Origin of the sequence: Aureimonas flava, assembly GCF_003583935.1 — a bacterium.
In the GTDB taxonomy this organism is placed as follows: domain Bacteria; phylum Pseudomonadota; class Alphaproteobacteria; order Rhizobiales; family Rhizobiaceae; genus Aureimonas; species Aureimonas flava.
The window spans coordinates 68,189-92,740 of the sequence record NZ_QYRN01000008.1; the positions used below are offsets into that span (position 1 = coordinate 68,189).

A 24,552-nucleotide genomic window follows, 5' to 3' on the forward strand; every position below is an offset into this window, starting at 1 on the left:
TGTCTGCCGCGTCCTCGAGCACCTAGGCCGCCGCTCCGGGGCCGCCGGCCGCCGTCGCCGCAGCCTTCGCCCCGAGCTTCATCCCGGCCTTCGCGCCGTGCCCGCCGTCCTCTGACCCGCCGCCCGTCCTGCCGGACCCTCCGCCGCCCGGCTTCGGAACGTGGCGGGCGCCGCCCGTGACCCCGGCGACGACCGTGTTCCCGGCGTCGTCGTCGCCCCACGACGAGGCGCTGTAGCCGATGAACTCGGCGACCTTGGCGGGCATCTGCGTGACCATCCGGTACGACCACTGGATGATGGACCACTGGACGTAGAGCATCACGACGACGGACACGATCACCCCGACCGCCCCGATCGTCTGGCCCGCCTGCGAGGACTTGAAGGCGGCGTTGTAGCCTTCCAGGAAGGCGTTGAGGATCACCGCGTTCATCATGTGCATGGCGACGAAGGCGCCGACGGTCACGATCGGTCGGAGCATCACGCCGACCAGCAGGGAGACGTAGCCCTGACGCTGCGCCTGTCCGACGAGCTCCGGCTCGTCCAGCCTCACGTGTAGGAAAGCCCATATCGGAACCGCGATCGCCGATTTCACGACCTCCCACGCCCATGCGGCCAGCGCGAACGTCATGTAGATGAACGGGACGAGCGGCACGAGGTAGCAGAGCATCGCCCCGACGACGACGGCGCCCGCGATCAGCGGCCAGCCAGCCAGCATCACGAAGTCGAGCAGGCCGCCGCCGATCCCGCCGAACACCGCGCTGCCGCTATAGGCGACAAGCGCCGTGGCCCAGGCTGCCTGCCCAGACACGAGCAGCAGGGACCCGAGCGACATCAGGTCCCCCATGGGATCGACGCGCACGCCGTCGTACCCCGTCAGGTAGTCGGTGACGGGCAGTGTGATCGACTCCACGACCGCCGACAGGAGGTTGCTTCCCTGCGCCGCGTCCCCCGTCAGCGCCTCGCTCGTCGAGAGGGCGGCGAGCGCGGTTCCACGCCGTAGCTGGCCGTCCAACGTCGCAAGGGCAGTTCCGACCGCCCCGTCCAGCGTCTCCCACGCCGCAGGGTCCGGCTTGGTGCGTTCCGCGCGTTCGGCGACGGCCTCGGCGGACACGAGCGACGAGTGCGCCAAGGTCCGGTAGTAGCTCCCAAGCGCGTACCAGCCCCGCTCCTTGATGTCCCGGAGGACGAGCGTGCGCATGTCGCCGTCGTCGCCGTTCGAGAGCTTGGCGGCCACCGCCGACAGGCCCCGGTCGTAGCGCTCGCCGGCCTCGCGCAGCGCGGCATCGACGCCCTCTCGAAGGTAGCCGAGCCGCGCGTAGGCCGTCTCCGCGTCCGGCCCCGCGACATGGGTCTCGGACAGCGTCTTGACCGCCTCCGCGAGCCGCGGAATCCACGCCATCGCGCGGGCCTCCGAGATTACCGCGGCGACCGCCGCACGCCGCGCGTGACCGAACTCTCCGGCGCCGAACGCGTCCGCCGTCGACAGCGACAGCGACCCGCAGGCCGGACCCCACGACCACGCGTAGCCCGTCACCCGCGCGGGCTGGTCCTCGCCCCACGGGAACCAGCTTGCACGAGCCGGCGAGACGACATCCATGCCGGCCGGCGGGGGCAGCACCGCCGCCCCGTCGCCCTCGATCATCTGGTTCGCCCGCGCGGCGGCATAGGCCTGCGCGCAGACCTCGGACTCGATCACCGCGAGCACGACGTCCCGGCCGTTCGCCGACACGGGCGAGAGCGGATGCCCGTCGCGCAGCACGTACTCCGCCGCGCCGGCGGCGGCCGCGTTCGCCATGTTGAGGCCCGGCCGCGCGAACCCGTCCCGCAGCACGTAGTGGACGACGGACAGGCCGCCCGCGACCGGCACGAGGCACCCGAGGCCCAGGACGACGCGGATCATCGCCGCCGCACCCGACTGGCGCTCGGACAGCGCCTCGCCGCGCTCGGCCGCGCGCAGGACCATGGACAGCAGGGCGTAGGAGAGAACGCCGCAGGCGACGACGAGCAGGCCGGCCGAGAGGTAGCGGACGACGGTCGCGAACGCCGTGGTGTCCGACGACAGCGGCAGGATGGTGGTGACGATCCGCCACCCCACGTCCGTCGCGGGCGGTTCCTTCAGGAGGTCAGCCGGGCTCACTGTCCCGCCCCCTCGAACTCGGGCACGGGACCTCTCGCCATGTCGGCGAACAAGGCCGCGTCCCGCGGCTGCATCCGACCAACCAGCGCCGACAGAATCCAGTCCGGCGCAGTGCCGTCGCGCAGCGCCGCGAGCAAGGCGCCGCCGAGGACGACCTTGCGCCTCGTGTCGTCGCGGCGGCGAGCTTCCCGGAGCGCGGTGTCCGCGCTGGCGAGGGCCGCTTCGAGGCGCGCCTTCTTCTGCGCGAGCCGGTTGAGGTCGAGTGCCATGCGGTGTCCTCCCGTTCGTGCCGATCGACTCATCGCCGCCGGCGGAATCCGAAGCGCGGATCGGAAAACTCTTCCGCTCCGAGCGGGCCAACCGCCAGTTTTGCGAGGTTTCGTGCGGCCCGCAGGCACCCACGCGGAGCGCCCGACAGCCATGGTTCGGCGTCGGCTTGCGTCGCGCAAATCGGCGCCTGACGCTCTGCGTGGGGAAACCGGGAGAACCCGAAGGGCGCACTTATGCAAACCCCCTTCGGGAGTTTGCGCGCGGCCTACGGCGCTGGCCCCCGTCGCCGACGAGGAGGGACTACATGCCGACCGCACATCGCCAGATCGCCGACGCCGCGCGCGCCGCCTGGGACCATGCCACGACGCTCATCCTCGCGGCGCGGATCGACGGCACGTCGCGCGCCGACCTCGACGCGATCGCCGACTATGCCGACGAGCAGCGCGACCGCTGGCTGCGGGCGGACTGTCAGGCGCGCCGCGAACAGGACCGCAGTCCCGATCCGCTGACGGTTCTGTCGGCGCTCGACTACGGTATCAACGATCCGTTCGGCGAGCCGGGAGATGGTCGATGAGAGCGGTGCTCCTCCTCGCCGCTGCGGTCCTCGCGGGCTTCCCTGCCGCGAGTGCCGCCGACTACGTCTTCCGGGGCAAGCTTGCGCCGATCGAGGCGATGAACGCGCCCACGCCATCCGCACCCGCGGCGCCGGAATGGACGGCCGAGGGGATGCTCGCCTTGCGCCCCGGCGTGACGTACCTGACCGGGCCGACCTACCACGAGCTCATGGCGACAGGACTGCCGTCGCTCGTCGGCAATCGGATTGCGTCAATGCGCAACGAGCCGAAGTCCGGCGCCGTCTACCTCCAGACGTACAACTGGCGCCTTGGCCTTGGCTACATGGTCCGGTCGATGGACGAGGCACTGTCCCCGTTCGGCGTCCGCGCGTCCGCGCGTGGCGACCGGATCACGCTTCGCGTCGGGACGCGCGGCCTGTGGCTCAACCCGGCCTCGCAGGCCGGCGAAGGTCTGCTGCGCCTTCTCGGGCTGCGGGAGGCGGTGCCTTGACCTCGCTCCCGTCCAACGAGGCGTTGTTCCACCTGAACGCCAAGGTCATCCAGCGCTCCCGCGGCAAGAGCGCTGTCGCCGCTGCCGCCTACCGCGCCGGCGCGCGCCTCACCGACGCCCGCACCGGTTCCGTCTGGGACTACACGCGCAAGCGCCACATCCTGGACTCCTACGTGACGGCCCCGGCCGGCGCGCCTGCCTGGGCGCTGGACCGCGAGACGCTGTGGAGCCGCGTGGAACTCGCCGAGGTCCGCAGGAACTCCCAGACCGCACGCGAGATCGAGGTCAGCATCCCGCGCGACCTCCCACCGGCCGCGTGGCGCGCCTTTCTCGCCGACGTGGCGCGCCCCTACGTCGAGGCCGGGGCCGTGGTGGACACCTGCATCCACGTCCCGCCTGCCGCCGACAAGGCGCTGAACGCCCACGCGCACATGCTGATGACCTGCCGTCGGCTGGACCCCGTCAGCGAGACCGGGTTCGCGAGGACCCGGAACAACGACCTCGCCGCCTTCTTCGAGAGCGGCGGGCGGCGCGGCGGGACACGCGGCGACGCCCTGAAAGCCGAGCGCGGGCGCGTCGCCGCGGTGGTCAACGACCACCTCCGCCGCGCCGGGTCCCGCCGCCGCGCGGACCATCGCAGCTACGAGGCCCGGGGCGACCCACGCCCCCCCGAGCCGCACATCGGCGAGGGGCGGAAGTCCGCGACGATGCGGCGCCGGTCCCACGACCGTCGAACGATCGTCGTGGCGGGGCTCCGCCGGACCAAGACCCTCGAAAACCAGATCATCGAAGTGGAGAAAGAGATGGCACTGACCGCCCGAGGGTTCGCCCGCGCGCCTGCCCAAGACAAGAAGGCCCCGCGCCAGCAGGACTACAAGCTTTCGCTCCTTCGCGATCGCTTTCCGGACGGCGACTTCACGCCCTTCCGCGATGTCCTCTACCTCGTGGACGCCAAGGACCCGAGGCGCACCCGAGTCCTGACCCGCGACGGCGCATGGGTGGAGGCGGACGACGAAAGCGGCACCGTGTCCCTGTGGGGGCCGCGCAGCGCGCAGGCCGCCGCACTCGCCGACGCGATCAGCGTTTCCACCGGCTACGGCGTCGACAGGATCGAGCGCACCGCAGCGGCCGGGAAGCCAGGCAAGAGCCGCCGCAAGGGCGCCATCCCCGAGGAGGAGGCCGTCAGTCTCGCGGACCGCTGGCGGCGGCGAGGTTTCTCGGACGTGACAGAGTCCCCGGCCGGGGTCCGCGTCGGGCTCGGCGGGCGCAGCCGCCTCTTGGACTCCGGCGACCACATCGACCTGATCGGCCCTGTCTCCGACCAAGCCCTACGCGCCCTCGCGTCGAAAGCCGCCGAGGACTGGGGCGGGACGCTCGAACTCGACGGCCCGTGGCCTCCGGAGGCGCAGGCTCGCCTCTGGACGGAGTGCCAGCGGCAGGGCGTGACCCTGGCCGGCTACACCCCGCCGCCCGCCGTCGCCGCCGCATGGGCGGCCGAAAGCGGTTCCGTCGCCGACACGTCAACGAAATTGCGAGCCGTACGGTCGGAGACGGCCGAGGCGGACCTCCTCCTAGGCGCAGCGGCGGGCGACGTTGCGTCCCTCAAGCGCCTCGAACCCTCCCTCCGGGCCTTCGTGTCGGGCCACTGCGACGACGAACAGCGCCGCGACCTCGCGCGCGCCGACCGCGAGGACATCGTTCAGGCCCTCGCGGAGTTCCGGAAGTTGGGCGCGGCCGAGTTCGAGCGCCAGAAGGCTGAACGCCTCGCCGGGCGCCCGTCCATTTTCGATGCTCCGGCGAAGCCCGCCGATGCGCCGGCGCGGGATGCCGCCCCTGCGTTCGGGCGACGCTCGAATCCGATCGACTGAGGAGACCGCCATGCGCACCACCGACGACCTTTCCACCGTCCCGACATACCGTTCCCGTGCGATCGTGCGGGACCTTCAGGCCCTTGCGGTGCAGCCCGGCCTCGCGATCTCTGGACGCCACCCACTCAAGGATTTTCCCGCTCTGTCGGACGACCTGGCGCTCCGCCGTTTCGCGGCCGACCTTAGAGCGGGCGACTGGCATCGAATCGCCGATGCCGATCCCCACGACCTCGCCGCCCGGCTGCCCGCTTGGCGCGAGCAGGGGCGCGACCTCATCGCACGCGACCATGCCATCGCGACCGATTTCGTGGCGGCGCTGGACGGTGACAAGGCGGCGCTCGACCGCCTCCGGGCGCCAGAGTCCGAGGGCGGCTATGGAGAGGACTGGCTCGCCCGGCAGGTCTCCAGCCAACGCGGCCGTGCAGATGCGTGGCGCGAGCGCCTGACCGATTTGGACGTATTCAATGAGGAGCTTGGAGAGCTGGCTGCCGATGCGTATTTTGCCAGCCGCGAGCCTCTCCACGACAACGACTACGACGAGTTGGACGACTACGATCGCATCCGCGACTACGAGGACGGCGACAAGCCGGGACGGTACTACGGATGACCACCGCCGCCGACGTTCTCGAATCCCGCCGCGAGGCAGTCGCGCTCCGGCGGTACGTCCGCGAGCAAGCGGCCGGCAGGGCCGCCCCCGAATGGGTCATCTACGACGATCGGCTCGGTGCCTGGCTCTCGACCAGTGAAGCCCAAGCCACTGGCGGCGGTCGGGACTGGCGGCGCGTTCGGCAGCCCGGCGAGCCATGGTGCAGCACGCTCGGCCGCGACCTCACCATCGCGACCGACGACTCGCTCCAGGCCGTTTTCGCCACGATCGGCGAGGACGACCCCGGCGCATGGCGGCGCCTGTTCCTCGACGTCGACCGCGCCCCTGCGCGCTGCCTGTCGGACTGGCGCGCCCGCGGCCGACGCCTCCTCGCCGCGGTGTCCGGCGATCCCGTCGCGACGGGCGGAAACCTCGCCGGGCGGTTCGCCGCGCGGGGTACGGGCAAGCGGTCCTTGGCGGGCGTCTGAAACGGCCGCCCGGCACCCTCTCGCCGCAAGGACTCGACGGGGTGGTCCGATGCCGCCCGGCAAGGACTCACCGCTCTCGCGGCTCGCAGGAAGGCCCTTAAGAGCGACGGAAGTTTCAAGGGGTAGGAATGTGCCGCCCAACCTCACTTCGTCGTTCTGGCGGCTCGCACAGAAGCCTCCAGAACGCTCCGGCCTCTTCAGACGGCCTCGGGCACGTCCTCGCGGTCCCCGCCGCCCTCGTGCCGGGCAGCGCCCCGCCTAGGGGCCGGCGGGACGGGGGAGGCCCCTCACGGGACTATTGCCTGCTCGCCGGGGGCAGTCGGTCCCGCGCCTGTCTGCGGCGGCGCTCCTGCGGCTACCCCGAGAACCGGTCTCGCAGCCGAGAACTCCCGCAGCCGTGCCGGCCGCTCCGGTGCTCTGAGTCCTGCGTCGGCTTCGCCAGGGGGCATCTGCCGGTCGTCCGTGCAACGTCCTTCTACGCCGCAAATTGTTGACAAGCGGTCCGGTTAATGTCGCACACCATCAGTATGACGCGGACGCCGGATTTTAGTCAGCGTAACGTACCTCTCAGTGACGCATCTGAGTAAAAAGCTTCCTGCCCAATTTAAGGGAGTGTCGGTCGACTACCTGACATCAACTCAATTGCAGCAACGGAAGCATCACCCGTGGTACGCGACCAGCACGGCCCCCGCCGCGATGAGCCCGACGCCCAACCAGTTCGGGCCAGATAGCCGTTCGCCGAGGAACAGTGCGCCGAGGATCGCCACCAGAACGACACTCAGCTTGTCGATCGGTGCGACGCGGGCCGCATCGCCCATCTTCAGGGCGCGGAAGTAGCAGAGCCACGAGCCGCCCGTGGCCAGCCCGGAAAGGACCAGGAACAGGTAGGTCCGTCCCGACACCGCCCCCGGCCATTGCAGACGCCCGGTAACGGCCAGGATGCCGGCAAGAACGAACAGGATCACCACGGTGCGGATCAGCGTCGCGAAATCGGAATCGATGTTGGCGACGCCGACTTTGGCGAGAATCGCGGTCAGGGCGGCGAACCCCGCCGAACACAGTGCCCAGAACTGCCAGGAGGCAAGAGCGAGTTTCATGATGTGACTCCTCTTTTGAGACGGGGACTTCGTTGCGGAACACGCTATCCGACGCGGGCGACGGCCACGTCGTCGGTCTCGGGGGCCGGCGTCTTCTCCTCGAGCGCGCCGTCGCCCGCCCCGACCGTCCAGCGCTCGATATGCTTGAACACGATCACCTTGTCGCGCAGCAGCGCGCCGTGATGTCGGCAGAACGCCTCGAGGTCCGGCCGATGGCCGACCAGCTCGACGCACATCGTCAGCTCGGGGTTCGGCGTCTCGCTACCCTCGGGCTGCACGGGGCCGTGGTTGCTGAAGCCGTAGTGCGTGTGGTGGGCGACCGCGTTCACGATGCCCGCCTTCTTCGCCAGGAGCACGAGTTCACGATAGAGCGGCTTGGCGCCCCAGGAGGCGAAGCGCCCCGATCCCGGCGCCTTGTCGCGTGGCCTCAGGTAGATGCGCAGCATCCCGACGTCGCTCGGGATGAGGTAGTGGGTGTCGGTCATGGTGGTTCCTTCGGTGGCATAAGAGACGATCGGAACGACGACACCCGGACGGGCGCGTCGGCGGGGCAGCGACACGTTCGGGCGGGGACGCGGCAGGGCGCGCACCTCGCGCAGCGACACGTCGGGGGGCACGAAGCCGTGGTCGAGCTTCGGCACCCCGACGCGCTGGGACAGGTAGATGCCTGAATGGCCGCTGAAGACGTAGGCGAGGAAGCATCCGGTCGCGATGTAGACGGCGTTGTCGGCGCCGAAGAGTTCGATGCCCATGATGGTACAGGCGATCGGCGTGTTGGAGGCGCCTGCGAATACGGCGACAAAGCCGATCCCGGCGAAGAGGTCGACCGGCGCACCGATCGTGTGGCCGATCGATGCCCCGAGGCCGGCGCCGATGAAGAACAGGGGTGTGACCTCGCCGCCCTTGAACCCGCAGCCGAGCGTGACGACCGTGAACAGAAGCTTCCAGGCCCAGGCCCACGCATCGGAACGGGCGGGATCGAAGAAGCCGGAGATCGTCACGTCGGCCGGGTTCGGCGACCAGACCCCTAGGCCGAGATACTCGCGGGTGCCGAGCGCATGGACCAGCGCGATCAGGACAAGACCGCCGAGGACAGGGCGCAGCGGCGCGAACGGCACGACGCGCTTCACCAGCCCCTGCACGGCGTGAAGGCTTTCGGCGAAGAACTGGCTGACGAGCCCGAACGCGACGCCCGCGATCGCAACTTGGGCGAACAAGAGGATATCGAGCCGGAACCCTGGCCCGTCGGCACCGAACCCGATCAGGAAGTGGGTGTGCTCGATCCCCCATTGGAGGCAGACCCAATCTCCGACCACTGCCGCGACGAGACAGGGCACCAGCGCCTCGTACTGGATGCGACCGACGGTCAGCACCTCGAGCGCGAACACCGCCCCGGCGATGGGGGTGCCGAACACCGCACCGAAGCCCGCCGCGATGCCGGCCATGAGCAGGAGGCGAACCTCGCCCAACTCGAGGCGCAAAGCTTTGCCGAAGCCGGAGGCCAAGCTCCCGCCGAGCTGGACCGCCGTGCCCTCGCGTCCGGCAGAGCCGCCGAACAGGTGCGTGGCGACCGTCGAGACAAGGATCAGCGGCGCCATGCGCAAGGGCACGCCCGCGCCGGGCTCGTGGATCTGCTCGACGATCAGGTTGTTGCCGCTCTCGGCCGAGCGGCCGAACCAGTGGTAGACGAGGCCGACCGCAAGACCGCCGACGGGCAGCCAGTAGAGGAGCACCGGGTTGTCGAAGCGCGTGCGCGTCGCGACGTCGAGCGCCCACAGGAACAAGGCGCAGGCCGAACCGACGGCGGCCGCCATCGGCAGGACGAAGAGCACCCATCGGGCGAGAGCGAACGCCTGTAGGGTTCGGTTGGCGAGGGCGTTGGGCGGCATGGTCTGGCTCCGGATGAGGGCGGAGCGATCAGACGGAGTGTCGGGAAACACGGGCCGGACATGACTACTCGCCCGCGTGTGTTGCGGGTGGAGTAGGAGTCATCAGCCCATCGGGGAGCGGTTCGGCGCGAGGCCCGGCAGAATCCATTGCCGTTCATGACGTCTACGTGATCGCCGCGAGCATTGTCAACGCGGGCCTCGTGCGTCGCGAGATACGCCAACGGGGAACTGGTAGGCGAAGGGAATGTTGCTCTCTCCTGACGCAGTTTCCTGCGCCCTCGGAGATGTCACCATGCTCACAAGACGCGCCGTGCTCCAGGGGGCAAGTTCCATCGCAGTGGCTCGTACGACATGGCCCGCTTCCGCCGCTTCGGCGTCGGCGACCATGGCGGCACCCTCCGAGCCTTCCAGCGACTTGCTCGTCCACAGCAAGCTTCCCCTGAACGCCGAGACGCCGATAGCCAAGCTCCGGTCCGCCTTCGTCACGCCCCAGGCCGAGTTCTATATCCGCGACCACGGCACCGTGCCGACGATCGAGGAGGCGGGCTACAGGCTGACGATCGGCGGCAAGGTGAGAGCGCCCATCGAGCTGTCGCTCTCGGATCTCAAGTCACGCTTTCCCGAGCGCAAGGTGATGGCCGTCATGCAGTGCGCCGGCAACCGCCGGGCCGACATGGTCGACGTCGGGTATGTCGAGGGTGATCTCTGGGGTCCCGGAGCGATCGGCAATGCGGAGTGGACAGGCGTTTCACTTGCCGACGTCCTGAGCGCTGCCGGCGTCGAAGACGGTAGCGGGTTGCACGTCGCCTTCTCCGCTCACGACGAGGTGGTCATGAAGGATGACCGCTTCGACTACGGCGTTTCGATCCCGCTCGAGAAGGCGATGACGCCGGACGTGCTCCTCGCATGGGCCATGAACGGCGAGCCGTTGATGGCCGAGCACGGCTTTCCCCTACGCGTCGTGGTACCCGGCTATGCGGGAACGCGCAGCCCCAAATGGTTGGCCTCCATCATGGTGCAGGACGAAGAGGCCGATACCCCGATCCAGCGCAAGGAGTATCGGCTCTTTCCCCCGACGACGACGAAGGAGACGGCCGACAAGGACCCGAACGTCGTCATCAACGACATGCCGCTGAATTCCGCGATCTGCATGCCGGCGGCCGGGGCAACATTGAGGCCGGGAACGACGACAATCGAGGGTTACGCGATCGGGACGCAAAATGGCGTCGCGAAGGTCGAGGTCTCCTACGACGGTGGCGAGAACTGGCACGAGGCCGCCATCGACAAGCGGGCCGATACTCAATGGGCGTGGGTCTTCTGGTCCGTTGTCCTCGACCTGCCGGCCGGTCAGCACCAGCTCGCCGTCCGTTCCTTCGACGAGGTCGGCGGTTCGCAACCCGAGGACATCGCGAGGATCTGGAACTGGAAGGGCTACCTCGCCAATTCATGGCATCGCGTCTCGGTCAGCGTCGGCTAAGCTCTCGGGCTCTGACAATTACAACTCAACGCATCCGGTTGGCTTGGGCAGAGAAAAGCGCCGACCGAGATGCGGTGGGTTGGAGACCTGCGGACCGTATGATGAGGGGAACTGTCATGAGCAAACCAGACGGCTGGGAAGATCCGGAGGGGCTCGAGATGAAGGAGCTAGCCCAAATTGAAGATCGGAAGGCCGCAGCCAGAGGCGCGTCCCGATCGACCGTAGGCTCGGGTCTGACATGGCTTCTCATCGCAGGTTCGTTGCTGGCGGTCTGCGTCGTCCTGTGGATGACGCTTCGCTAGCGATGCAATGCTGGTCCACCCTTCTAGCGGCTGCTGAGGACCGGGGCGGCGGTGGCTTTCAGACCCTCGACCACGACCAGCCGCGGCTCCTCCCCCGCCGTCGGCTCCCCCGGGACGGCAAGCGTGCGCACCGGGCCGATGCTGGAGGCCATGCCGGCTCCCTTGTCGTTGGTCTTCAGCACCACGACGGGCTCGTCCTGTCCTTCGAAGAAGACGCCGTACTCCGTCATCGGCTTCAGCTTGGCGACGCTGACATCGATCGCGTCGACGAGCCCGAGATTGCGCGACACGACCATCCCGGAGCCAGTGGCCCCCTCAGGCGCCTTCAGCGAAAGCGTTAGGTTCTCCGGACCCGCCTTCAGCGGCACAAGGTTCTCGGTGCCCGCACCATCCGGGACCGCGCCCGGCACGAAGACGAGCGCCTGCGGGGCCTGTCCGATCGGGATCTCGGCGACGACCTTCTGCTCGGCCGTGTCGATCACATCGACCCGATCGTCATTCTCGAGCCCGACGAAGATACGGCTGCCGTCGTCGGATCCCCAGATGCCGTGGGGCAGGGCGCCCACCGGAATGGTTGCGACGAGTTCTGTCTTCTCTCCGGGCTTGTAGACCTTCACGACGTTCTCGCCGCCGATCGTGACATAGACCAGCGTCTCCCCGTTTACCGTGCCGAAGCCGAGATGGTTGGAGATCGGCCCGCTGTCGATGACCTCCTTCACCTCGAGCGTCCTAGCATCGACGCGCGTGACCTTGCCGACGTCCTTGTGCGTCAGCCAGACGTCGCTGCCGTCGGGGCTGACCTGCACGAAGGGCACGAAGGGCGAGACGACAGGAATGCGCTTGACGAGCGCGTGGCTCGCGACGTCGAAGACCTCCAGCACCGGATTGAACGAGTTCGCGACGAAGGCGAACTTGCCGTCGCGGGAGAACTTCGTCATGCCCGGACCGCTCGTCGTCGGGATGCGACCTGTTTCCTTGAAGGTCGCGGCATCGATCACCGAGAGGTAGTCCTCCCCGCGCACCGTCGCCCAGACTTGCGCGCCGTCCGGCGTGAAGAAGGCCTCGTGCGGGTTGCGCCCGACATAGGTCGTGCCCTTCACCGCGTTGGTCGCCGTATCGATGAAGGTGACGGAGTTCGTGACGGTCGAGACGACGACGAGCGTCTTGTGGTCCGGCGAGAACCCGAGGCCGTGGACGTTGACCTCGCCCTTGTAGAGCGGGCTCAGAACGTCCGGGCGTGGATTGCCGAGGCGGATCTGGCCGAGCAACGTGTTCCCGACGGGGTCGATGACAGACACCGTGTTGGAGTTCTGGTCGGCGGTATAGACGCGATCGGAGGCGGCAGGCAGCGCGAAGGCCGATGTCGAGACGACGAGCGCGGCGGCGAGGATGGCGGTGCGGGTCATGGGGTCGTCTCCGGAACGGGTTTCGCGGTGTCGGCTGATGCGGCAAGCATCGAGCGCATCAGCGTGATCTCGTAGGTCTGTTCGGTGATGATGGACTGGGCGAGGTTGCGGATCGCCGGGTCCTCGGTCGATCCGAGGACAGCCTTCGCCATGTCGATCGCACCCTGATGATGCGGGATCATCTGGGACAGGAAGTCATGATCGGGGTCGCCGGTCACCGGCGCCGACATCATGCCTGCGTGCATCGTCTCCATCGCCGCCGCGGTCGCTTGCGCATAGGGCGAGCCGTCGGGCGAGGCTGGTGCCATCGTCGCATGCTGATGGGCACGAGCGTCCTGCGCTTCGGCCGAAGTCAATGACATCCCGGCGAAGGCGAGGGCGAGGAGGAGCGTCTTCAACATGGGGCTGGCGTTTCCTTCGAGCACGGGCTGGAAGGGAAGACGCTCGGCGAACGCTTTCATTCCCGACGTCGCGACTTTTTTCCGCGACGCGGAGCCGAGAGCGCGTCCGCCGCTGCCGGTCCGACGCTGGAAGCAACCGATCGATGCAACCGATCGGAAAGACCGGAACAACGCGTTGGATGAATCCGTCGCCGCCGCGCATGGTCTGAGCAGAAAAAGGACCTCCGCCCATGACCTTCGAACAGATGCGTGCCGTCTCGCTCGGCCTCCACCCGCTGTCGCGCCTCGACAGCCCCCGCGAGGTGGTGCGCCAGTTCACCCCGAACTGGTTCGCCGCCACCATGGGGACGGGCATCCTGGCCATCGCGCTCGCGCAGTTCGGGACCGCGGTCCCGGTCCTCCATGCGATCGGGGAAGGGCTGTGGATGCTGAACATCGGGCTCTTCGCCCTGTTCACCGCGCTCTACGCCGCCCGCTGGATCTTCTTCTTCGACGGGGCCAAGCGCATCTTCGGCCATTCCGTCGTGTCGATGTTCTTCGGCTGCATTCCGATGGGGCTCGCCACCATCATCAACGGTTTCCTCGTCTTCGGACTACCGCGCTTCGGCTCCGCCGCGGTCGGGATCGCCGAGACGCTCTGGTGGATCGACGTCGCAATGGCGGCGGCCTGCGGGATCGCGATCCCCTACATGATGTTCACGCGCCAAAGCCACTCGATCGACCAGATGACCGCGGTCTGGCTTCTGCCGATGGTGGCGGCCGAGGTCGCCGCGGTGTCGGGCGGGCTGCTTGCACCCCATCTCGCCGACCCGCAGAGCCAGCTCCTCGTCCTCACGCTGTCCTACGCGCTCTGGGCCCTGTCGGTACCGATCGCGATGAGCGTCCTCGTCGTGCTCGTTCTGCGGCTCGCCGTCCATAAGCTGCCGCACGCATCCATGGCCTCGTCGAGTTGGCTGGCGCTCGGCCCCATCGGCACCGGCGCGCTTGGCCTGATGACGCTGGGCGGAGCCGCCCCCGCGATCCTCGCCGCCAACGGGCTGGACCGCTTCGGGGCGACGATGGAGGGCGTTGGCCTCGTCGGCGGCCTGCTTCTCTGGGGCTACGGCCTGTGGTGGCTCGCCATCGCGACGCTGGTCACGGTCCGCTACGTCAGGGAAGGCCTGCCGTTCAATCTAGGCTGGTGGGGTTACACGTTCCCGATCGGCGTCTACGCCGTGACGACGCTGAAGCTCGGCACCATCCTGCCCATTCCCGCGATCCACGGCTTCGGCGTGGCGCTGGTCGCACTTCTGGCCGTGGTTTGGTCGATCGTGGCGGTGCGCACGGTCCGGGGCGCGTGGCGCGGCGACCTCTTCGTCGCTCCCTGCCTCAAGGCCGGCTGATCCACCTTTGTGCTGACCCGATCATGCCCTCGGAACCCGCCCTGAAGGAATGCGGGCGGGGCTGGCGAGCGTCCTTCCCGACACAGCCAAGAACCGACTGTCGTCACGACCCTTCAGAACGAAACGCAGCCGCGCCAGCCTGGAACTTTGCCGCACCGCCCTGGGCGGGATGGCGGACGTAGGTGACCGGTACGCCGAACCCTTCGCTCGCGCCTTCCGCCACTCGACCGATGGCGAGGATGCGACGGGGTCGGATGGCTTCGACGAGAAGCGCCAGTGTGTCCCGAGACCTAGTGATCTCGGACCGGGACGGCGTTCGGTTGCGCACGGGTATCCCCGTCCGGTGCGGGTGGTGCATCACCGCGTTCCAGAACAGGGGCAGCCGTTCCGGCAGTGCATCCCAGATCTGGCGCGAGGTGCCGGACGGCGGTGCGGCGGAGGCGTCGGCCGTCGTGGCGATCTCGAACGGTGCGATGGCAAGGCGCGAGGAGAGGTCGACCAGTCGGCCTTCGCCCGTGAAGGGCACGCCCGTGCGCCGGGCTCCGAACCTCGAAGGCGCTTCACCGAGCCATAGGTCGATGCCGTCCCGTCCGGCAAACGCATGGAGGTATCGCCGAAGGTTGCGGCAGCGGATCGAAGCGGCATCCGGAACATCGACCGCCGGGTCCGTGTCGGCGTAGGGATTGAAGAGGGTCGGCATCCCGGCCGATGCGGCCATGTGCATGACGAGACGATCCAGCCCCGTCTTCTGGTTGCCTGTCACGCGCCCGGACCCGGATGGTCGTTTCGAAGCTCGTGCAGGAACGCCGATGCCGCTCGGCTGAGGCTGCGCTCCTTCATCTCCACCGCATGGAAGCCGCGAGCGGGAAGCGCAAAGGCGATCTCGATCAGCGTCCGGCTCCGCAGTCCCGGCTGAGCCACTGCGAGCGGCAGGACGCCCACGACGCCGCCGGCCTCGATGGCTGATCGCACGGCCTCGTTGGACGGGAGTTCGAGATCGACCGACAATGCGGCGGGATCGATGCCCGCGCCCCGCAGCGCGTCTTCCAGAATGCTACGCGTGCCGGATCCGGGCTCGCGCATGACCCATCTCACCCCTGCAAGCTCCGGGACGCGTGGCGGGGCGCCCTTGGGCGATTCAGCACCTGGGGATGCGACGAGAACGAGCCGGTCGTCGGCGACACGGGTCGTGCGCAGACGCGGATCGCGCAGTTCGTCCTCGACGAAGCCGAGATCGGCATCCCCGGCGGCCACCGCCTCGCTGACCTCCAGTGTGTTGGCGATCCGCAGGGAGAGGGTGATGCCGGGATGGCGTTCGCGGAAGTGCCGCATGCGAGGTGGAAGCCAGTGGTTGGCGACCGTCTGGCTGGCTGCCAGCGCGACATGCCCGCGCCGAAGGTCGGTCAGATCGTCGAGTGCCTTGGCCGCCTCCGCGGCCCGTGCGAGGACCGAGCGCGCTTCCGGGAGGAACAACCGTCCCGCCTCGGTCAACTCGATGCCGCGCCCGACCCGGTCGAACAGACGGACGCCGTGACGGCTCTCCAGCGCGGCCAGCGCCGAGCTCGTGGCCGACTGCGTGAGGTTCAACGACCGCGCCGCCTCGGTCACGTGTTGGCGCTCGGCGACCGCGACGAAGATGCGAAGCTGTTCCAGCGTCACGGGCGCTCCTCAAAGCTGGTTCGCGGGCTTGGGCTCCGGCGGTCGCTCCAGTTCGTCGTAGACGAGCCGGGCGACCGGCATCAACGCCTCGCGGGCTGTCGCGGCCGTCACGACATAGCCAAGGCCGCGGTCGCGCCACAGGAAGGCGGATACGCCGTCCTCCTCGACGAACTGGAACGACGTCTCCTCCGTCTCATCCGTCTTGACGTACAGCGTCAGCCGCGTGCCCGCGTCATCGTCGTACATCAGCATCGCGGCCGGACCGGAACGACCCGGCAGAAGGCGGCCGCCCATCAGGCGGTAGCCGAGCCGGGTAAGGTCTGGGACGGTGATCGGCGTTCGCAGCCGCTTCGACAGCCAGCCCACGAGATGGGCTCCCTCGTCGGCCCTGACCTCGACGGGATGGACGACCTCGACCACGAAGGTGCGGTAGGCCGCGATCGCGTCGTCCGCCATGCGGGCGGTGCGGACGGGTTCGGCGTTCGGGGCGCCGAGGATGCCGTTCGCCATCCAGCCCCCGAGCCCGCCGAGTGCGAGCCAGGCGCAGACGGCCGCGACCGACCGTAGATGAAGCAGCCGGCGACGGCGCACCCCGGCGCGGATGCTGGAGATGCGAAGGCGAGCCGGGATGGGTTCGGCGGCCTTGGGCCCAAGGCGGTCGCGCAACTCGGCGAGCAGCCTGCGATCCCGCTCCAGGTCGGCGGCGATCGCAGGGTGGTCCACGAGATAGCGTTCCACCGCTTCGACGCGTTCGGCACCGAGACGCCCGTCGAGATAGGCCTGGAGGTCGTCCTCGCCGACGGGAAGATCGATCGGGTTCACTTGACCCTCCTGAGGTTCGGCCTCGCGCCATGGTCGAGATAAGAGCGCAAGCGCTCCCGGGCACGCGACAGGCGCGACATCACGGTTCCGATCGGCAGTCCCGTGACCTTGGCGGTCTCCTCGTAGCTCAGGTCTTCGACGCCGACGAGAAGAAGCACCGTGCGGTGCTCCTCGCTGAGCGTCTCTAGGCCGGCGAGGACGTCGCGGAACTCGGCCTTGCCCAACTGGCCGCCATCGACTCCGGGCGGCTCGGCCATGTCGTCGAGCCCGACGTGCTCGCCGCGCCGGCGGCCCTGGCGCAGAGCCGACAGGTGAAGGTTGCGCAGGATGGCGTAGATCCAGGCGCGCAGGTCGCCGTCGGGGCGGCGCAGGTGCCAGCGCCCGACGACGCGCTCCAAACAGTCCTGGACGAGATCGTCGGCGGCTGTGGCGTCCCGCACTAGGGCGTAGGCATAGCGCCGCAGCCCCGGGATCAGCGGTTCCACCAACCGTGCGATCTCATCCTCGCTCATGGCGGCCCTCGCTTCCCGGCCTTACTTCGCGAGCGCCGGGTCGACCTGCCAGATCTCGTCGGCAAGCTTGCCGTCGCGGAACAGCATGACGTAGCGCACGGGAATCTTGTCCTTGCCCGCGAACACGACGTTCGCGGTGACGGTCGCACCCTTCGGGTTCATCGCCTCCGAGACGCCCATGACGTTCGCGGTCAGGTTCGGCTGGGCCTTGGCGAACTTCTCCCAGACCGCCTTGATCTCGGAACCCTTGTAGGTGCCGTCGAGCGGGCCGCCTACCCAATGAAGGGTCGCGCCGTCACCGTAGGCGCCTGCGACTGCGGCGGTGTCCCCCTTGGCGATCGATGCGATGCGGGCCTGCGCCATGTCGGCGGCAGGGCCGGCATGGGCTGCGGTTGCCGTGATCACGGCCATGGCCGCGGTGGCGAGAAGGGTCTTCATGGGTGTTCGTCCTCGACGTCGGAGATTGCTGACCATGCCGAGACGCTGCCGACGATCCCTTATTCCCGTGCGATTGGCAAAAATCTCGGGTGCGTCTCGCGGAATAAACTCCGGCGGGCAGCGTCCCTTTCTTGAACCGCCCGGTCTTTGGGGCACCCACCACCCGACGCAAACCGCCAGGAGTTCCGATGTTCCGCCTTCCACTTCTTGCTGCCGGCGCCGTGCTTGCCGCATGCGCTTTCGCGCAGGCCGCCGACACCGAACTGTTCGATCCCACCATCCGGCACGAGCCGAAGGACGGCGTCGTTCGCCTCTACGGTGCGGGCGGACCCAACACGGCGTTCCAGAAGGTCGCCGACCTTTGGATGCGGCAGACCGGGAACAAGGTCGAGATCACCGCCGGCCCGGAGGGCACGTGGTCGAAGAAGGCCCAGGGTGATGCCGACATCATCTGGGGCACGTCCGAGCAGTCGATGACGGCCTTCCTCCAGACCTACAAGACCTTCTCGTCGACCCAAGTTCAGCCGATCTACGTCCGTCCCACCGTGATCGCGGTGAAGAAAGGCAATCCGAAGGGGATCCAGGGCTTCGAGGACCTCCTGAAGGACGGCATGCGGATTGTCGTCACGGAAGGGTCGGGCGTCGCCAACACGTCGGGCACCGGAACCTGGGAGGACGTGGCGGGCCGTCTCGGCAGGCTGTCGGACATCGAGCGCTTCCGCCGCAACATCGTCAGCTTCTCCACCGGCTCTGGCGCCAGCTTCAAGGCGTTCGGGGATCTCGATGCGGACGCCTGGATCACGTGGCCGGACTGGACGGTGACGAAGGCCGACGTGCTCGACGCCGTGCCGATCGAGACGGACCGCCGCATCTGGCGCGACCTGAACATTGCGGTCGCTCCGGACGCCGATCCGCAGGCGAAGGAGTTCGCCGAATTCCTGGTCACACCGGAGGCGCAGGCTTTGATGCGCACGGAAGGGTGGGAGCGGTGACTTCCCAACCTCGCGAGAGCGCGTTACCGTCTCATCGCTACGGGGATGGGGTTCCCCCACAACCGCCCGCGTCGGGCTGATGACTCCTATCGAAACCGCGGCGCATGCTTGGATTTCTCCGAGCATGCGAACCCATGTCGATAGGAGACCCGCATGTCCTTCACCAGTTGCGTCATCGTCATGCTGGGCGGTGCGCTCGGCACGTTCCTGCGCTACGCCATCTCGGTTGTCGCCCTGCCGATCAGCCGCGACCTGCCCTGGGGCACGATCCTCATCAACATCGCGGGCTCCTTCGCGATCGGCCTGTTCGGGACGCTCACGCTCGCTTCGGGCCGTTTCCCGGCTTCGGAGAACCTTCGTCTGTTCGTGATGATCGGCCTCTGCGGTGGCTTCACCACCTTCTCCTCGTTCAGCCTTCAGACGCTCGATCTCCTGCGGGCCGGTGCCGTCCCCCGCGCCATGCTGAACGTTGCCCTGTCGGTGGTCCTGTGCGTGGCGGCCGTTGCCGTTGGTCACTTCGTGGCTTCACGCTACAACGACAGCGCCCAGCGTATCGCGCAGATCGACATCGAGGAGGATGCGTAGCCTTGTGCGGCGACCGGCGCTGTCCTGTTGAGGGAAGTTACAGAAACACGCGTGTTGTCTCCGAAGGGTCGATGGCTGATGGTCTGCTACAGGAGGCTCGTTTCGTAGTGCCGATCGTGCGAAAGGGATGGCACCCGGTCGGTCGATTTCGGGTGTGGAATGTGGTCGACCGGACGGGCCGAAGCAGCACCCAGGGTGCCGTATCGTTCGACGAGGGCGCATGGTCCTGCGACGCCTAGCGCTTGCCGTCGGCGGAAGTGCCGTCGCGTGGGCCTGCATGGCGTATCTCGTCCTGCCGTTCGCGCTGCGCCACTACGAGCATCAGACCGCGCTGAACGGCTTGGAGATGGTGACGCGTACGGCGGACGGGCTGTCGGGCGATCCTCTCAACGTCGGCGTCGTCGGATCCCGGAGCGAACTCGTGACGGCCATGGCAGCCGCAGGTTGGACGCCGGCCGATCCCGTGACGCTTCGCACCAGCATCGAGATCGTCGGTAGCGTGGTTCTCGACCGCGCTTATCGCGATGCGCCCGTAAGTCCGCTGTTCTACCAAAGGCGACAACAGGACCTCGCCTTCGAGAAGGCGGTCGGACTGAGCGCAGACCGGCGCCAGCATGTGCGTTTCTGGAATGTCCTGTCAGCCGGGGCGGAGGGCCGACCTGTCTGGCTCGGATCCGCCTCGTTCGATGTCGGCGTCGGGTTCAGCCATTACACGGGTGCCGTGACCCATGCCATCTCTCCGGACGTCGATGCGATGCGTGACGAGTTGGCGGCCGATCTTGCCAGGACCGGGCGTGTTGCGGAGGTCTACGAGGTGACGGGCGTCGGCTTGACCTTGAACGGTCGCAATGGCGAAGGGGACCGCTACTACACGGACGGCGAGATCCGCTTCTCCATCCTGGCGCCTCCGGGGGTGGCGGGACGCCAGCCGCCTCCCGTCCTGCCCAACCCGCCGCTCATCGACCTCAAGAACGCGTTGTGGAACGCCGCCACCAACTGAGGACGTGCAACGCTTTGGCAAAGTGCGCCTAGGAATCGTATCGTCCGCTAGGGAGCGGATTTATGAGAGGTACCTACGGCGCGAACGGGCCGGAAGCAGATGGGCCGCAGGCCGACGCCTACCCGATCGTCTGTATCTTTGATGGCGAGGCATTCTTCGTGACGCCGAACAACCTCTTCCGCGCCACGGTGGGGGCCGTCGTGCTGGGCCTCGGCACGATCACCTCCGTCGAGGCGTTCCCGAACGGCGGCGACACCGTCGCCGGCACGGAGGCAGTCCTGCGGACGCGCTGAACCGACGACGATCCGGCTTCCCCGTCACGCGAACATGCGGGCAGCCATCCAAACCGCCATCCCGACCATCATGAGGTTCTCGGTGAGGGACACGAAGCCGAGGGGCACGTTGGAGTCCCCGCCGACGCACGCGCACTTCAGTTCGCGCTTCTGGACGTAGACAGCCTTGAAGACCGAGATGGCTCCGACCGTGCCGATGAACAGCGCGACCGGGACGGACAGCCACATCGCGGCGCCTGCCAGCATCAGCACGCCCGCCAGCGCCTCGCCGAAGGGGTAGAGGTAGGCGTAGCGGACCCAGCGCTGGGCCAGGAGATCGTAGCCAAGGAACATCGTGGCGAAGCCCTCCACGTCCCGCAGCTTCTGCACAGCCAGGAGGCACATCGCGATCGAGACGAACCACTCGACGGTTCGCACCGTCAGCAGGGTTTCGAGAAGCGCCCAGGTCACCGCCATCGCCATCAGGGCGGCCATGGCGAAGATGGCGATAACGGGCTTGTAGGTGACGGCCTTGGGGTCGGCGACGGACTTGCCGAGGAAGCGCCGGAGGTCGTCGTACCCGCCGACCCGCTTCCCGTCCACGAACGTCTGGGGCGTCGTCTCCACGTGGTGCTCTGCCTTGAAGGCGTCGGTCTCGTCGCGGGTCGTCAGCCAGCGGTCGTCGACCTCGAAGCCCTCGCGCTTGAGGAGGTCGACGGCGCGCAGGCCCCAGGGGCAGATGTGTTTGGGCATGACCATCCGGTAGATGGTCGCCCGCTTGGCCTTCACCGCGCTTGAGGGAGCCGTGCTGCCGTCTGCAATCGTCGTGGACATGTCGGCGTCCTTTCCTTCGCTCAATTGCCGGCCGCGATGGCGGCCTCGGGCATCCGCGGCGGCAGGTCCGGTGCGCCGTCGGCGGGCGGGTTGGCCTCGAGGTCGGCGATGAGGCGCTCCATCTCCCCGATCTCGCGGACCTGCGCCTCCACGATGCCGTCGGCGAGCTCGCGGACCCGCGGGTCGCGAATGTGTGCGCGCTCGCTCGTCATGATCGCGATGGAGTGGTGGGGGATCATCGCCTTCATGTAGGCGACGTCGTGGACGGTCTCCTGGCTGCGCACGAGCCACAGGGCCCCGGCGAAGACGACGACGCCGGCCGCGACGATGGCCGCGTTGGTACCCTTCCTGGGGTACATCCCCCACATGAAGCCGATCATGATCAGTGCCATCACGGCACCCATCACCACGGCCATCCACGTCCGCGTCTGGCTGTAGAAGACGTGGTCGAGCGCGTATGTGTTTAGGTACATCAAGCCGAACATCACGACCGTCGAGGTCGCGATCATCGCGGCGAACCGTCCGTAACCCATAGCTCCTGCTCCGTTCGTTGGTGTGTCGAGATGCCCCGGAGGCGGCCGCCCCCGGGGCACGGGTCCGCCGCTTACTTCGCGAGCGCCTCGACGCGGGCGGTCATCTCCTCGATTTCCTTCTTCTGCGCGTCGATGATCATCCGGGCCATCTCCTTGGACTTCTCGTCCTTGCCCGTCTTGAGCTCGACCTCGGACATGGCGATCGCACCCTGGTGATGGGCGATCATCCCGCAGTTGAACGCGAGGTCCGGGTCCTTGATCATGGCCGCCTTCATCATGGGGCCGTGCATCTTCATCATCGCGTCCATGTTGCCCTTCTGGACCTCGTCCATCTGGCCGCCGGACATCATGCCCTCCATGCCGCCCATCATCTTGGACATGTCCATGGACCCGGCGGCGGCCTCGCAGGCGGCGGGGAGCGTCACCTGCTCCGACGACGCCGCCATGCCGTGCTGGTCCTGCGCGGAAGCGTGGGAGACGGCGGCGGCGAGAAGAGCGGCGGACAGGATCGTGATCTTGCGCATTGGTTCGTTCCTATGGATGGGGTCCCTCGGGACCTTTTGCTGGATGTCAGCGTGCGGCCGCGGGAGCGCGGCGACGCCGTTGCTTGTTCGCTCAGTGACGGCGGACCGGGTGCTCCGGCCCCGCCGACGGCATGCGTCGTCATGGATGGGGATTCGTGCCGATCCGGTCGCCGACGCCGCGGCGACCGTCGTCGGACGGGGACGGTGAGCGACGCCATCGGACTCGGACCGCCTCGCGGCCGCGAGGGCTCGGCACGGTCGGTCGGGCCTCTCGAGACGGCTCAGGCGGTCTTTGGGGGACGCTTCGGGCCGGGCGGCAGGATGCCCTTGCCGTCCTGGTACAAGGTTGGGGCGGGATCGGCCTCGAGGGCCACGCGGACGAAGCCGGGCGGCGCCGGGAACGGCAGGAGGCTGGTGCAGGACTTCCCGCAGCAGGACATGCCAGACGTGTCGCCGTCGGGCTTGTGTGCCCCGCCATGGGCATGCGTCGACGGACTCGGCGCGCAATCGGCGGCCGGATGGTCGTGGACGCTCACGCCGGCCGTCGCCGTTCCGTGCCCGGCGAACGCGGCGACCGCAACCAGGGACAGGATGACGACGAGACTACGCAGGCATGCGCCGAGCATGGGACGTTCCGACTTCCGATCCGTCGAGAACAGGCGGCGGCGGAAGGAGTTCCATTCGATCGGCACGAGGTGCGAGGAACGACGACCCAGGAGTGGCCGTATGCGTGTCTCCGGTGGGGCCATCGGGTCTCACTCCCGTCCAGCGCGGTAGAAGACCCCGGGGGCGGTCGACACGTCTCCGAACGACAGGACGTCGGACCGGGCCTTCGGGTCTTGCCATGCCGGGCGATCCCGCTGGCATGCCCGGTGCCGCGATGCCCGCAACCCTCGGCCTGTCGACATGAGCCTGTCGACGCCATCCATGGGCACGTGCCCTTCAATCACGTAGCCGCCGATCCTGGCCGTGTGGCAGGATTCGACCGCCTCCAAGACGCCGAGCAGGCGCTTCTGCCTTGCCATGTCATCTCGTTTGCTCTCGCCCCGACGTGCTTCGTTCTGCTCACAATCTGGAAGGCGCCGCCGTGGCTGGTCGTGCCCTTCGGTGCGCTGGGGGCGTGGCGATCGGGGTTTAGTAACTCAGACTGCGGAACGGCCGCTTTCGGGTTTCTAGTGAACCCCGTCGAACGGCGAGCTTGGGTCGGTCGGGGTCGGTGTATACGTGTCAATTAATGTAGCACACCCTCAGCATGTTGTGGCCGCCGGCCGCCGCGACCTCCAGCGCCCGGCGAGCGCTCGCCTGGCCGCGGATCTCGGCCATGTCGGGCAGGTCGGTGGCGGCGAGGCGGACCGCGGGCTCCGGTCGGCCGAGCACCTGCGTGCCGCGGAAATGGTTGGCGATCTGGATCAGGCTGCGCGCCGCCACGATCGCCATATCGGCCCCGGCCCAAGCGGCCTCCGGGCCGCCGGGCTCGGGACAGATGAGGCCGAGCCCCAGCTCGTTGGCGGCCATGGCGGCCGGCAGCACGCCCGCCACCGGCGAGACCGTGCCGCCGAGCGAGAGCTCTCCGAGCACCAGGTACTCCGCCAGCCGGTCGGCTGGCAGCGCGCCGAGCGCGGCCATCAGCCCGAGGGCGATCGGCAGATCGTAGTGGGAGCCTTCCTTCGGCAGGTCGGCGGGGGCGAGGTTCACGGTCACGCGCTTGGGCGGCATGGCGAGGCCCGAGGCGTGGAGCGCGGCCTGCACCCGCTCGCGGCTCTCGGCCACCGCCTTGTCGGCGAGACCGACGATCTGCATTCCCATCTTGCCGGGCGCGACCATCACCTCGACATCCACCGGAATGGCGTCGACGCCCTGGAAGGCGACGGTCCTGACGCGTGAGATCATGCTGGACCGCCCCCGACCGGCTCAAGCGGCCCGCGAGCCGTGGTCGGAGGCTAGTTCGAAGCCACGCGCCGCGCAAGAACAGGCAGGGAACGGCTCGCCGCGCGTGAAGAAAAAAGGGGCGGC

Annotated in this window: 27 protein-coding genes, 1 pseudogene and 2 riboswitches; of the genes and pseudogenes, 11 read left to right on the forward strand and 17 right to left on the reverse strand. The window is 68.3% G+C overall.

What is annotated here, in order from left to right:
• Positions 1 to 22 precede the first annotated feature (22 nt).
• Both D3218_RS15215 and D3218_RS19815 read right to left on the reverse strand, forming a co-directional pair.
• Positions 23 to 2,137: a DotA/TraY family protein gene (locus tag D3218_RS15215; RefSeq protein WP_168990547.1), complete on the reverse strand. Its 2,115-nt coding sequence runs from the start codon at positions 2,135 to 2,137 to the stop codon at positions 23 to 25.
• Positions 2,134 to 2,406, reverse strand: coding sequence for a hypothetical protein (locus tag D3218_RS19815; protein WP_019996274.1), 273 nt, complete (start codon positions 2,404 to 2,406; stop codon positions 2,134 to 2,136). The genes D3218_RS15215 and D3218_RS19815 overlap by 4 nt, the downstream gene beginning before the upstream one ends.
• Before the next feature lie 305 nt (positions 2,407 to 2,711).
• Here D3218_RS19815 and D3218_RS15220 point away from each other — a divergent pair, with 305 nt between their 5' ends.
• Genes D3218_RS15220 through D3218_RS15235 form a run of 5 tightly spaced genes read left to right on the forward strand, consistent with a single transcriptional unit; the run spans position 2,712 to position 6,414 of the window.
• On the forward strand, positions 2,712 to 2,981 hold the full coding sequence (locus tag D3218_RS15220) for a hypothetical protein (RefSeq protein ID WP_119540944.1): 270 nt from the start codon (positions 2,712 to 2,714) through the stop codon (positions 2,979 to 2,981).
• A complete protein-coding gene (locus D3218_RS19820; protein ID WP_168990548.1) occupies positions 2,978 to 3,472 on the forward strand; it encodes a hypothetical protein in 495 nt (164 codons plus the stop codon). Before D3218_RS15220 ends, D3218_RS19820 begins: the two co-directional genes overlap by 4 nt.
• A gap of 23 nt (positions 3,473 to 3,495) precedes the next feature.
• Positions 3,496 to 5,340, forward strand: a complete 1,845-nt coding sequence (locus D3218_RS15225; RefSeq protein WP_168990549.1) for a MobA/MobL family protein — start codon at positions 3,496 to 3,498, stop codon at positions 5,338 to 5,340.
• A 10-nt stretch (positions 5,341 to 5,350) separates the two neighbouring features.
• The gene (locus D3218_RS15230; protein ID WP_119540946.1) at positions 5,351 to 5,947 is read left to right on the forward strand and encodes a hypothetical protein; all 597 of its coding nucleotides are present in this window, start codon (positions 5,351 to 5,353) and stop codon (positions 5,945 to 5,947) included.
• The gene (locus D3218_RS15235) at positions 5,944 to 6,414 is read left to right on the forward strand and encodes a hypothetical protein (RefSeq protein WP_119540947.1); all 471 of its coding nucleotides are present in this window, start codon (positions 5,944 to 5,946) and stop codon (positions 6,412 to 6,414) included. The genes D3218_RS15230 and D3218_RS15235 overlap by 4 nt, the downstream gene beginning before the upstream one ends.
• Before the next feature lie 659 nt (positions 6,415 to 7,073).
• Here D3218_RS15235 and D3218_RS15240 read toward each other — a convergent pair.
• Together D3218_RS15240 and D3218_RS15245 are read right to left on the reverse strand one after the other, a co-directional pair.
• Positions 7,074 to 7,511: an EamA family transporter gene (locus tag D3218_RS15240; protein ID WP_019996270.1), complete on the reverse strand. Its 438-nt coding sequence runs from the start codon at positions 7,509 to 7,511 to the stop codon at positions 7,074 to 7,076.
• A gap of 44 nt (positions 7,512 to 7,555) precedes the next feature.
• Positions 7,556 to 9,400: a DUF190 domain-containing protein gene (locus D3218_RS15245; RefSeq protein WP_019996269.1), complete on the reverse strand. Its 1,845-nt coding sequence runs from the start codon at positions 9,398 to 9,400 to the stop codon at positions 7,556 to 7,558.
• Positions 9,401 to 9,486: 86 nt separating this feature from the next.
• A riboswitch (Fluoride riboswitch) is annotated at positions 9,487 to 9,561 on the reverse strand.
• A 224-nt stretch (positions 9,562 to 9,785) separates the two neighbouring features.
• On the opposite strand from D3218_RS15245, the gene D3218_RS15250 reads away from it, so the two are divergent.
• Positions 9,786 to 10,877, forward strand: coding sequence for a molybdopterin-dependent oxidoreductase (locus D3218_RS15250; protein WP_026358493.1), 1,092 nt, complete (start codon positions 9,786 to 9,788; stop codon positions 10,875 to 10,877).
• Positions 10,878 to 11,202: 325 nt separating this feature from the next.
• Here the strand turns inward: D3218_RS15250 and D3218_RS15255 are convergent, their stop codons facing one another.
• Together D3218_RS15255 and D3218_RS15260 are read right to left on the reverse strand one after the other, a co-directional pair.
• A complete protein-coding gene (locus D3218_RS15255; RefSeq protein WP_019996266.1) occupies positions 11,203 to 12,585 on the reverse strand; it encodes a YncE family protein in 1,383 nt (460 codons plus the stop codon).
• Entirely contained in the window at positions 12,582 to 13,046 is a 465-nt protein-coding gene (locus D3218_RS15260; RefSeq protein WP_119540948.1) for a DUF305 domain-containing protein, read from the reverse strand. The genes D3218_RS15255 and D3218_RS15260 overlap by 4 nt, the downstream gene beginning before the upstream one ends.
• A gap of 170 nt (positions 13,047 to 13,216) precedes the next feature.
• On the opposite strand from D3218_RS15260, the gene D3218_RS15265 reads away from it, so the two are divergent.
• Positions 13,217 to 14,368, forward strand: a complete 1,152-nt coding sequence (locus D3218_RS15265; RefSeq protein ID WP_019996264.1) for a TDT family transporter — start codon at positions 13,217 to 13,219, stop codon at positions 14,366 to 14,368.
• 103 nt (positions 14,369 to 14,471) lie between these two features.
• On the opposite strand, the gene D3218_RS15270 is transcribed toward D3218_RS15265, so the two are convergent.
• From D3218_RS15270 to D3218_RS15290, 5 genes are read right to left on the reverse strand one after another with little or no spacing between them, the layout of a single operon-like run.
• Positions 14,472 to 15,131, reverse strand: coding sequence for a uracil-DNA glycosylase (locus tag D3218_RS15270; RefSeq protein ID WP_019996263.1), 660 nt, complete (start codon positions 15,129 to 15,131; stop codon positions 14,472 to 14,474).
• Positions 15,128 to 16,027, reverse strand: a complete 900-nt coding sequence (locus D3218_RS15275) for a LysR family transcriptional regulator (protein ID WP_019996262.1) — start codon at positions 16,025 to 16,027, stop codon at positions 15,128 to 15,130. The genes D3218_RS15270 and D3218_RS15275 overlap by 4 nt, the downstream gene beginning before the upstream one ends.
• Positions 16,028 to 16,036: 9 nt before the next feature.
• Complete coding sequence (locus tag D3218_RS15280; RefSeq protein ID WP_019996261.1) at positions 16,037 to 16,849, reverse strand: anti-sigma factor family protein; 813 nt, start codon at positions 16,847 to 16,849, stop codon at positions 16,037 to 16,039.
• The gene (locus D3218_RS15285) at positions 16,846 to 17,361 is read right to left on the reverse strand and encodes an RNA polymerase sigma factor (RefSeq protein WP_019996260.1); all 516 of its coding nucleotides are present in this window, start codon (positions 17,359 to 17,361) and stop codon (positions 16,846 to 16,848) included. The genes D3218_RS15280 and D3218_RS15285 overlap by 4 nt, the downstream gene beginning before the upstream one ends.
• 21 nt (positions 17,362 to 17,382) lie before the next feature.
• A complete protein-coding gene (locus D3218_RS15290; protein WP_019996259.1) occupies positions 17,383 to 17,799 on the reverse strand; it encodes a nuclear transport factor 2-like protein in 417 nt (138 codons plus the stop codon).
• Positions 17,800 to 17,987: 188 nt separating this feature from the next.
• Here D3218_RS15290 and D3218_RS15295 point away from each other — a divergent pair, with 188 nt between their 5' ends.
• The 4 genes from D3218_RS15295 to D3218_RS15310 all read left to right on the forward strand — a co-directional run bounded on the left by D3218_RS15295 (position 17,988) and on the right by D3218_RS15310 (position 20,669).
• The gene (locus D3218_RS15295; protein WP_019996258.1) at positions 17,988 to 18,791 is read left to right on the forward strand and encodes a substrate-binding domain-containing protein; all 804 of its coding nucleotides are present in this window, start codon (positions 17,988 to 17,990) and stop codon (positions 18,789 to 18,791) included.
• A gap of 32 nt (positions 18,792 to 18,823) precedes the next feature.
• Positions 18,824 to 18,887, forward strand: a riboswitch (Fluoride riboswitch).
• A 57-nt stretch (positions 18,888 to 18,944) separates the two neighbouring features.
• On the forward strand, positions 18,945 to 19,376 hold the full coding sequence (crcB, locus tag D3218_RS15300; RefSeq protein WP_062236508.1) for a fluoride efflux transporter CrcB: 432 nt from the start codon (positions 18,945 to 18,947) through the stop codon (positions 19,374 to 19,376).
• Positions 19,377 to 19,653: 277 nt separating this feature from the next.
• Positions 19,654 to 20,376 (forward strand): LssY C-terminal domain-containing protein, encoded by a 723-nt coding sequence (locus D3218_RS15305; protein ID WP_019996256.1) that lies wholly within the window; start codon positions 19,654 to 19,656, stop codon positions 20,374 to 20,376.
• Positions 20,377 to 20,438: 62 nt separating this feature from the next.
• Positions 20,439 to 20,669, forward strand: coding sequence for a hypothetical protein (locus tag D3218_RS15310; RefSeq protein WP_019996255.1), 231 nt, complete (start codon positions 20,439 to 20,441; stop codon positions 20,667 to 20,669).
• A gap of 24 nt (positions 20,670 to 20,693) precedes the next feature.
• Here D3218_RS15310 and D3218_RS15315 read toward each other — a convergent pair whose 3' ends face one another.
• The 6 genes and pseudogenes from D3218_RS15315 to D3218_RS15345 all read right to left on the reverse strand — a co-directional run.
• Positions 20,694 to 21,482, reverse strand: a complete 789-nt coding sequence (locus tag D3218_RS15315; protein WP_019996254.1) for a glutaredoxin family protein — start codon at positions 21,480 to 21,482, stop codon at positions 20,694 to 20,696.
• A gap of 20 nt (positions 21,483 to 21,502) precedes the next feature.
• Positions 21,503 to 22,015: a DUF305 domain-containing protein gene (locus D3218_RS15320; protein ID WP_019996253.1), complete on the reverse strand. Its 513-nt coding sequence runs from the start codon at positions 22,013 to 22,015 to the stop codon at positions 21,503 to 21,505.
• A 71-nt stretch (positions 22,016 to 22,086) separates the two neighbouring features.
• Positions 22,087 to 22,539 (reverse strand): DUF305 domain-containing protein, encoded by a 453-nt coding sequence (locus D3218_RS15325; protein ID WP_019996252.1) that lies wholly within the window; start codon positions 22,537 to 22,539, stop codon positions 22,087 to 22,089.
• Positions 22,540 to 22,820: 281 nt separating this feature from the next.
• Entirely contained in the window at positions 22,821 to 23,288 is a 468-nt protein-coding gene (locus D3218_RS15330) for a hypothetical protein (protein WP_244639599.1), read from the reverse strand.
• A 6-nt stretch (positions 23,289 to 23,294) separates the two neighbouring features.
• On the reverse strand, positions 23,295 to 23,564 hold the full coding sequence (locus D3218_RS20380) for a DUF411 domain-containing protein (protein ID WP_051091529.1): 270 nt from the start codon (positions 23,562 to 23,564) through the stop codon (positions 23,295 to 23,297).
• Between the two features lie 217 nt (positions 23,565 to 23,781).
• Positions 23,782 to 24,429: pseudogene (locus tag D3218_RS15345) on the reverse strand (magnesium chelatase domain-containing protein); the annotation flags it as partial.
• Between the last annotated feature and the right edge of the window lie 123 nt (positions 24,430 to 24,552).